The sequence below is a fragment of the Paenibacillus sp. FSL R7-277 genome, assembly GCF_000517965.1.
Taxonomy (GTDB): Bacteria; Bacillota; Bacilli; order Paenibacillales; family Paenibacillaceae; genus Paenibacillus_AQ; species Paenibacillus_AQ silagei.
Genome location: NZ_ASPX01000029.1, coordinates 57,899 through 66,690, shown reverse-complemented (window position 1 = coordinate 66,690; position 8,792 = coordinate 57,899). Strand labels below are relative to the sequence as shown.

The 8,792-nt window shown below is 52.8% G+C and carries 9 protein-coding genes; 2 read left to right on the top strand and 7 right to left on the bottom strand.

Features of this window, described 5'->3' with window-relative positions; translation table 11 throughout:
- The 7 genes from C173_RS34955 to miaB all read right to left on the bottom strand — a co-directional run.
- Positions 1–201: hypothetical protein (locus C173_RS34955; RefSeq protein ID WP_235191858.1), on the bottom strand; the 201-nt coding region annotated here is incomplete at its 3' end.
- 191 nt (positions 202–392) lie between these two features.
- A complete protein-coding gene (locus tag C173_RS11360; RefSeq protein WP_235191857.1) occupies positions 393–1,625 on the bottom strand; it encodes a glycosyl hydrolase family 8 in 1,233 nt (410 codons plus the stop codon).
- 381 nt (positions 1,626–2,006) lie between these two features.
- Positions 2,007–3,458 carry a nicotinate phosphoribosyltransferase gene (locus C173_RS11355; protein ID WP_036724857.1) on the bottom strand — a complete coding sequence of 484 codons (1,452 nt, stop codon included), beginning with the start codon at positions 3,456–3,458 and terminating at the stop codon, positions 2,007–2,009.
- A gap of 56 nt (positions 3,459–3,514) precedes the next feature.
- A complete protein-coding gene (locus C173_RS11350) occupies positions 3,515–4,066 on the bottom strand; it encodes a cysteine hydrolase family protein (RefSeq protein ID WP_036724856.1) in 552 nt (183 codons plus the stop codon).
- 48 nt (positions 4,067–4,114) lie between these two features.
- Positions 4,115–4,885 (bottom strand): NUDIX domain-containing protein, encoded by a 771-nt coding sequence (locus C173_RS11345; RefSeq protein WP_036699096.1) that lies wholly within the window; start codon positions 4,883–4,885, stop codon positions 4,115–4,117.
- A 139-nt stretch (positions 4,886–5,024) separates the two neighbouring features.
- A complete protein-coding gene (locus tag C173_RS11340; protein ID WP_036724854.1) occupies positions 5,025–5,477 on the bottom strand; it encodes a RicAFT regulatory complex protein RicA family protein in 453 nt (150 codons plus the stop codon).
- A gap of 24 nt (positions 5,478–5,501) precedes the next feature.
- Entirely contained in the window at positions 5,502–7,052 is a 1,551-nt protein-coding gene (gene miaB, locus C173_RS11335; RefSeq protein ID WP_036724853.1) for a tRNA (N6-isopentenyl adenosine(37)-C2)-methylthiotransferase MiaB, read from the bottom strand.
- 169 nt (positions 7,053–7,221) lie between these two features.
- Here miaB and C173_RS11330 point away from each other — a divergent pair, with 169 nt between their 5' ends.
- Together C173_RS11330 and C173_RS11325 are read left to right on the top strand one after the other, a co-directional pair.
- Entirely contained in the window at positions 7,222–8,007 is a 786-nt protein-coding gene (locus C173_RS11330) for a MerR family transcriptional regulator (protein WP_036724852.1), read from the top strand.
- A complete protein-coding gene (locus tag C173_RS11325; protein WP_036724850.1) occupies positions 8,000–8,476 on the top strand; it encodes a hypothetical protein in 477 nt (158 codons plus the stop codon). Before C173_RS11330 ends, C173_RS11325 begins: the two co-directional genes overlap by 8 nt.
- The last annotated feature ends 316 nt before the right edge of the window (positions 8,477–8,792 follow it).

The window sequence follows — 8,792 nt, the reverse complement described above, 5'->3', positions numbered from 1 at the left end:
AAAAAGCGAAATAAAGAGCATATCTACGACAAGTACCGATTTTATACGGAGGACTCCGGGATAAGGGGGTCGCACCGATGTGATCGGTTTTTCGACCATATCCGGCCCACACACCTCCGCCGCTCCGAATGTGATCGGTTTTTCGACCATATCCGGCCCACACACCTCTGCCGCACCGAATGTGGTCGGTTTTTCGACCATATCCGGCTATTCGGTGAAATCAGCGAAGTCATTCCTATTACTGATCCAGAATATAGTCATCCTGCCGATGCTCCAAGACACTTCCCCCAACTTTATGCACAACTTATCCATATCGGACGTAAATCATAATTTCCTAATCAATTAAAAAAGCAGCTTCACCAGGTTTACACCGGGAAGCTGCTAGGTAACGCTTAGTACGCCCACCAGTTGCCTGACATGACAATCATGGAGAACAGCTTGATGCTGTCTTCATAGTAATCCTCTGCCGCGCTGTTCGCCGTATGGCTCCACAGGGAGTTCAGCCAGCTCTGGTTGGCGGAGGAGGTCATTGCGCTTACGCCGAAGGGGGCATAGAATGCGCCGCTGTTATAGCTGCCGAAGGTGGTTCCGTTCAGCTTATAGCCATCCTTGATGTTACCCGGCGTATTGCTTGCTTTGGTCTTGATCCAGCTGTTCAGCTGATTCAGCTGGGATAAGGCCCGGTTATCGCCTGTCAGCAGATAATCGGTGGTGATCCTCCACGGGGTGCGGCAGGAATTATAGTTATAGTTGCCGTCGTTGGCATCCTCCAGGAAATTAGCCGCAGCCGGCTTATAGGTATTGCTGGAGTAGACCACGAAGTCCGGCAGCAGGCCGGTGGTTGAGCTGTAGCCGGTGTAGAGGCTGTTGATTAAGGTGTAGGTCTTGTTCGTTACATTCTGCCAGCGGGCATCCCCTGTAGCAGCCTGGAAGGCCTTCAGGTGATTGAGCATGAAGTCTGAAGGGCGGGTAGCCGTATTGTATGAGCCGCTGTTCGCCCAGTCCCCGAGACGGATCGTCCACTGGGTCTGATTAATCTCATTATCCATGATGGCGTTAATCATATTCGTCGCAGCCTGCAGATAGTTGACGGTTCCGCTGCTTCCCCATTGCTTGTGGGCCAGCAGCAGCGAGAAGGCAATATCCATATCTCCGTCGGTTGCGGAGTCTTCCCCTTCGATATTCTGGAAGCTGCTGTTCTGCTTCCAGGACATCAGATAGGGGTTGATGGCGCTTGGATGTGCTGTGTAATAATTGTAGAGTCCGTTGTAGTAGGTCTGTGCGTTGCTGTCGTAGCCGGCCATCAGCACGGTGAACAGCATGCCATAGCCATGTGCTTCAGAGACCGTCTCCCCGGCTGAATTATATTTCACATAATATTTTCCTGTTCCGGCAGGCTTAAGATATGCGCCTTTCCAGGCATCCCATTTGGTCTTGACGGCGTTATCCATGACGGTCTGAGTGACATTATTCGGTTTAATGGTTCCGCTTGTATAGGTGGTGTGCTGCGGGAACGGTTTGTTCACAGCGGCGAAGGCAGACCCGGCAGGCAGGATAAATATGGCCAGACATAGAAGCATCAGACTTTTCCAGTGCAGCTTGCGTTTCCCTTGCTTGTTCATCATCCATTCACTCCTTGTGGTTGGGGTGGATACTTAAGAGAACCCATTGTATTCACAAACGGACAGCTGTAGGAAAAGCTCACCTCCTTACTGGATATTGCGGATGCTGCCTGCCGGACAAAAGTTAAAGCGCTTAAACTTTTGTCCCAAAAAAATAATCTTCTTCTACCAAAATTGTAAATAGGAACATATTTAATATATTATTCCAGAGAATCTATGTCAATAAGCATATGGTCCTACGTAAGAAGTGCCCGTTATGATAGCAAATAGGAGCCTGCCCAGCGGCCTTCCTCCATTGATGCAGCAACAGCCCCTTCAGCCGGAAGACAATTCATCCGGTTGAAGGGGCTAAGTCAACATCTCTATTCCTGCACTACGGTCCGGTTACTCCACATCGGTAATCATATGCTCTGCAATCAGCTGCTGCTTGCGGTTCCATAGCTGTTCGCTGAGATTCACGCGGAACACTTCCGGGTTCAGCTTGCGCAAGTACTCCGGCCAGAAGAGGTCGAGCTGCTCCTCATGGTAACGGCGGATCTCCGCCAGCTCCGGCAGGGTATAGACCTGGAACCCGTTCACTACAATCGGCTCCAGCATCCGCACCGCGTCGTAACGCTCCACATGCTTCTTCATATAAGGATGCAGCGGGTTGAACAGCTTCAGCCGCACTCCACTGCGGGGTGCTGGCTCATCGGCGGAGCTGATATAATCAGCCAGCGCCTTGCCGTTCTGGCCGATAATGCGGTAGACTTCCTTTTTGCCGGGAGTGGATACCTTCTCGGGATTCGAAGAGATCTTGATCGTGGGGATCATCTCGCCGCTTGGCGCTTCGATCTCGACCAGCTTATAGACGCCGCCCAGCGAAGGCTGATCCGAAGCGGTAATCAGTTGGGTTCCGACCCCCCAGGTGTCGATCGCCGCCCCCTGCGACTTCAGGTTCATGATGGTGTTCTCATCCAGATCATTGGAGGCCACAATCTTCACATACTGCAGCCCGGCTTCATCCAGCATCTCGCGTGCCTTGCGGGACAGATAAGCAAGGTCACCGCTGTCCAGCCGGATGCCATTCATCCGTTTGCCCTGCGCTTCCAGCTTCTTCGCCGTGTTGATCGCATTCGGCACACCGCTGCGCAGGGTATCGAATGTATCCACCAACAGCGTCACGCCGTCCGGCATTACCCGCGCGTAAGCGTCGAACGCCTCCTGCTCGCTCGGGAAGCTCTGCACCCAGGAATGGGCATGGGTGCCCTTCGTAGGGATACCGAACTTTTTGCCGGCCAGCATGTTAGAAGTCGCATGGAAGCCGCCGACATAAGCGGCGCGAGCGCCCCAGACTGCGGCATCCGCTTCCTGCGCGCGGCGCGTTCCGAACTCCAGCAGCGTATCATTCGGGGCCACCTGCTTGATCCGTGACGCCTTGGTAGCAATCAGCGTCTGATAGTTCATGAAGTTCAGGATCGCAGTCTCGACAAGCTGCGCCTCCATAATCGTGCCTTCGACCCGGATCAGCGGTTCATCCTGGAACACCAGGGCCCCTTCCTTCATGGAGTGGAGACTGCCTTGGAAATGGAACTGCAGCAGCTCCTCCAGAAAGGCCGGCGCATAGTTCTCCTCCTGCTCCGACAGGTAGCGGATATCCTCTTCCGTGAACCGCAGCTCGGCGATATACTGGGCGATCCGCTCCAGCCCGGCAAATACAGCGAAGCCGTTGCCGAACGGCAGCTTGCGGAAATAGGCTTCGAACACCGCCCGGCGCTTGTGTGTTCCATTCATCCAATGGGCATACATCATATTGATCTGGTATTTGTCTGTATGTAGAGCAAGTTCTCTCCTCAAGTCCTCATCTCCTAGTCATTCCACTGTTGTATTTGGGTTCTGTCTCTGCTGATGTGCTACTTCTCTATAGCGCCCGTGACAACCTTCGCGCCAAGACTGCCGCGGAAGTGTCCAAGCGCCCATACATGACCGTCAGGATTGAAGCTGGCGACGGCATCCTCATGCACCGTAATCCCGAAGCCGTGGTTGTAGGCATCCACTGCCGTATGCAGCACACAGATATCCGTACATACCCCGATCAGATGCACCTCGGTAATGCCCCGTTCACGCAGCTTCAGCGCAAGATCCGTGCCGCAGAAGGCGCTGTAACGCGTTTTGTCCATCCAGTAGATGGCTTCCCGGTTCGCCTCGTAGACAGCCTTCAGGCTGCCGTACAGCTCACGCCCCTCGCTTCCCCGCAGATTATGCGGCGGAAACAGCTTGGTCTCCGGGTGGTACGGGTCATCCGCTTCATGCAGATCTACAGCCATCACCACATAGTCCCCGCTACGCACGAATTGTTCCGTCAGTTCACTGACTCTGGGCGCAATATCGATGCCGGGCTGGCCGACAGGCAGGTTCCCGTCAACGAAATCATTCGTGAAATCAATTACAATCAGTGCTCTCATGGTAGGATAGCCTCCTAAAAGGTTAATGGGCCTGCACTTCCCGGCAGCTTACGTATAAATGGATAATAACGGCTCATGGTCCGTGAACATATAGAGCTGTGCCGGGCGCTGGGAGTATTGATTGGAGCTGAGCGGATTCCCCGCTTCATCGCTCACTTCTTTTAATATACCCTGACGGCTGCGTGTTGACGTAATTTTGCGGATAAAATTCGGTTCTTTGAATTCCGGCACCACCGTCTGGATCACCTGGTACAGCTCGCTCAGCGTGAAATGACGCGGCAGGAACTGCCGGGCAATCGTCGTCTGCAGCATCTGCTGCTGAATCCGCAGGTAGGCATCGGTAATAATATCATGGTGGTCAAAAGCCAGCTCCAGCTCCTCCAGCGCTTCCTGCAGTGTGAACAGGCCAACCTCGCCTGCATCATCCGAGGCCTGCCGCTGCTCCAGCATCCACTCCTCCACCAGAGCAAAGAAAGCATGGCTGATAATCCAGCCGCGCGGATCACGGCCCGGCTGGCTGTAGACGCCGAGATACTCCAGATGTCCGCCGTCCACACCGGTTTCTTCCTTCAGCTCGCGCGTAGCAGCATCATAGATCGATTCATCCTCCTGGCAAAAGCCGCCCGGCAGGGCCCACATGCCCGCACACGGCCATTTTTTGCGCCGGACCAGCATCACCTTCAGCTCGCGCAGCGGCAGCGTCTTCGTGACGGTCTTCCGCTCGCGCTTGGTCAGTGTAAACATGACAATATCCGCCGGAACGCCATCCGGAGTGCGGTACTTCTTGGCGTTATAGGTTTGTTCCGCGTTCTCAGTCACTATAGATCATCCTTTGCCGCAGCTATTGTTTGTTGTTCGTATCTTTTAATGTACCAAACCTGTCCGCCCAAAATCAACCGGAGCAGGCCGCAGATATGTAAAAGGGACGGATTCACATCCGCCCCCGGGTGATTCTGCATTAATCTCCGCAAGTGGAGGGCGGCGCCTCGGTGCCTGCTTCCACATTGATTTTATCCGAAACGGTATCCCTGATCACTGAAATCACCATCTGCAGCAGATAATTGATATCGCTCTGGCTCTGCTGGAACTCGTTCACGACCGGGATGCTGTCGATTTCATCCTGCAGTTCTTCAATCTCACGTTCAATCTTCGCGACCATCGCCTGGTTCTTAAAGCTCTCGAACGCCACGATCTCCTTCTGCTTCTTCTTAATTGTAGCAATAAGTCCCTGCACACGCTCGTGATTCAGAATCTTCTGCTCGGCCTGCTGGAAATGACGGACCTCCTCACTGGTGGAGATGAGTACAGCCAAGTCCTTCGCCTTGCCCATAATATCCTCCCGGACAATTAAATCGCGGGTATTGTGGGTCTGCATGCCATATTCATTCAGTCGTGCTTCTTCCTGGCTCATTCTTCTCGCCTCATTTCTCTATAATTAGAGGACCGCTGCGGCTTCCGCCTGATAGTCCCCCTGGATGTACCAAGTCTTCGCGCCGGTGATGCTCACCTGCACCAGCGTGCCGATCAGGGAGGACGGGCCTTCGAAATGCACCAGCTTACTGTCACGGGTACGTCCGGCCAGCATCCGGGCATTATTCTTGCTCGTACCTTCCACCAACACCTCCACCCGCCGGCCCAGCATCCGCTCATTCCCCAGACGGCTCTGCTCCTTGATCAGATCATTCAGACGCTGGAGACGCGCGCTCTTAACCTCTGACGGAACATTATCGTCCATCCCGGCTGCCGGAGTCCCTTCGCGCGGAGAATAAATGAAGGTATACGCCATATCATACCCTACTTCGCGCACCAGGGACAGTGTCTCCTCGAACTGCTCCTCCGTCTCACCCGGGAAGCCGACGATAATATCCGTAGTCAGCACCGCATCCGGCACGCCTACCTTAATCTTACGGACCAGCTCCAGGTAGGCTTCACGGGTATATTTGCGGCTCATCCGCTTCAGCACGGCTGTACTTCCCGACTGCACCGGCAGATGGATATGCTCCACCAGATTGCCGCCTTTGCCCAACACATGAATCAGTTTATCGTCAAAATCACGCGGATGCGAGGTCATGAACCGGATACGCGGAATATCAATCCCCCGCATGTCGTCCATCAGGTCGCCGAAGGTATAATCAATGTCCGTAAAATCCTTGCCGTAGGCGTTCACGTTCTGCCCCAGCAGCGTTACTTCCTTGAAGCCCTGGCGGGCCAGCTCCCGCACCTCGGCAATGACATCCTCGGGACGTCTGCTCCGCTCCTTCCCCCGGGTGAACGGCACAATACAATACGTACAGAACTTGTCGCAGCCGTACATAATATTCACCCAGGCGCGCAGACCCTCCCGTTTCTTCGGCAGATTCTCTATGATATCGCCTTCCTTGGACCAGACCTCAATGACCAGCTCGCGGCTGAACACCGCTTCCTTAATCAGCTCCGGCAGGCGGTGGATATTATGTGTGCCAAAAATCAGATCCACGAAGCCGTACCGGCTCATGATCCGGTTGACCACGCCCTCCTCCTGGGACATACAGCCGCAGATCCCCAGGAGCAGGCCGGGCTTCTCCAGCTTCAGTGTTTTGAGATGGCCCAGCTCTCCGAATACCTTATCCTCCGCATTCTCGCGGATCGCACATGTATTAAGTAGTATAATATCAGCTTCGCTGCGGTCTTCAGCCGCCCGGTAGCCGAGCTGCTCCAGCATACCCTTCATCGTCTCCGTGTCATGCTCATTCATCTGGCAGCCGTAGGTGGTAATATGATAGCTCTTGCCTGCACCGAAATCCGCCATCTCCGGCGGAATGTCGAAATGATACAGCACTTCAATCTCTTCCTTGCCCCGCCGCTTGCCTTCCTTGTAATCGGGCTGGCTATTGATCTGCACGTTCCTGCCTTTGATCCGGTAAGTGGTCTTGCCTTCAGTCTCGCTGACGATCTTGGCATCCGTGAAATCGAAATACTGCCCGTAATCCTTGCTCCCCTTCGCCATGCTAAAGTCACATCCTCTGCTGATGTCCCCATATTTTCCGTGCTTTTCTAATGTAAAATTATATCATACCGCTCCCAAGATAATCCATTCTGAACATTTCAGGAGCTAGGGGCTTTACTGTAACGTATACGTTATCGTTTATAGTGATGATAAGGAGGGAGTCGTGACTATGATCCGTATAGGAGATTTAGCGAAGACAGCGAATATCAGCAAAAGAACCTTATACCACTATGAGCATATTGGACTGCTGCAGCCCACAAGGGTCTCTGAGAACGGGTACCGCTTCTACGATAACCAAGCTGTAATCCGGCTTCAAAAAATTCTGTTATTGAAATCGATCGGCTACACCTTAGAGCAAATAAAAGAGCTGTTACAGAATCAGAGCCCTGCGGATGAACATGACCATTGGATAGCATCATTGCATGAGCAGATCGAGCTGATCGAACAAAAAAAAGAAGAGTTAAGCCGCAAGCAGTATTATCTCAGGTCTACTCTTCATACCCTCCGGCTCAAAGGTACAGAGCATCTGCAAGATTTAATGCAGGTCCTTGCGGCTATGAATGACCGTCCTCTAAGCGATGGAATCATTCCAGCCGAATTCAGGGAGGAGCCGTCACTAACTGTTGAGGAGGTTGAGCTGCTTAAGCGTCTCCCTATCCTGGGCGGCGGCAGCAACAAAGCGGAGGAGCTTGTACGCCTTTTAGAGCAAGCCGTATCGTTGATGGCCTCGTCCCCCTATTCTTCAGAAGCTCAAGCGCTGGCTGGCCGTTTATATAGCATGGCGATGGACCTTTTTGAAGGTAATGAGACGCTGCTGTATAGATATTGGGAAATGATCCGGCCCGCTGACGGTGCGACTCCTGTCGTGATGGGCATGGATAGCGCAATGATGTCTTTTATAGATGAGATGATCGGATATTATCTTGGGCATAGAGAGGAGAACCGGCATGAATAGAGGGCTACAATCACTGGGCATTCTTAAGAATCCTTGGATGCTGGCTGTACTAGCAGGAGTAGTGATCCTATTGTCAGCCTGTGGAACAGCTACAGATCCAATACCTGAAAAGAAAGCTGAGGAGTCAACAGCAACGGTTGAACCGGAAGCGGACGCTATACTCGTAGAGGTGCTAATTGAAAGCGATAGTGATGCAGCACTTAATCTGGAGGTGGAAGTCAATGCCCGTGACCATCCGCAGAGTGTATATTTCGATTCTATCGAACTCCCTTACAGAGAGGAATTCGCTGTCCCCAAAGACACGTTCATACCGTTAACCTCTACCAGGGTACAAGCAGAAAAGGATGCCGATGCCACTTGGATAAGCTGCACAATCCTGTATGACGGAGAGGTAGTAGCGACTCATACATCCAGAGGGGATAGCGCGAAGTCTGTATGCGAGAAGAAGTTCCGCCTGGGGCCGGGATAAGGAGTACGATCGGGAAATCCGGTCCTACCGCGCGTCGACAGGAAGAGAGAGCAAGTCAGTAGTCTGACTATTGCGTCTTGTATAACATGAGATTTAAAATAACTTATTGCATAGAGCTTCAGTATGAGGCACGCAACTCAGGAGTATCTCCAGCGCAAGTGGAAACGCTTTGCCGCCCTTTTAAAGGACGGTACCGTTTCAGCGAGAAATAGAAGGATAATTTATCATGTGCTGCGCGCTAGCAAATATATGCTGTTTTCCGCATACATTTTGAGCTCCTCATATACTCATGCGGCCTCCGGATCATTCAAAGAGT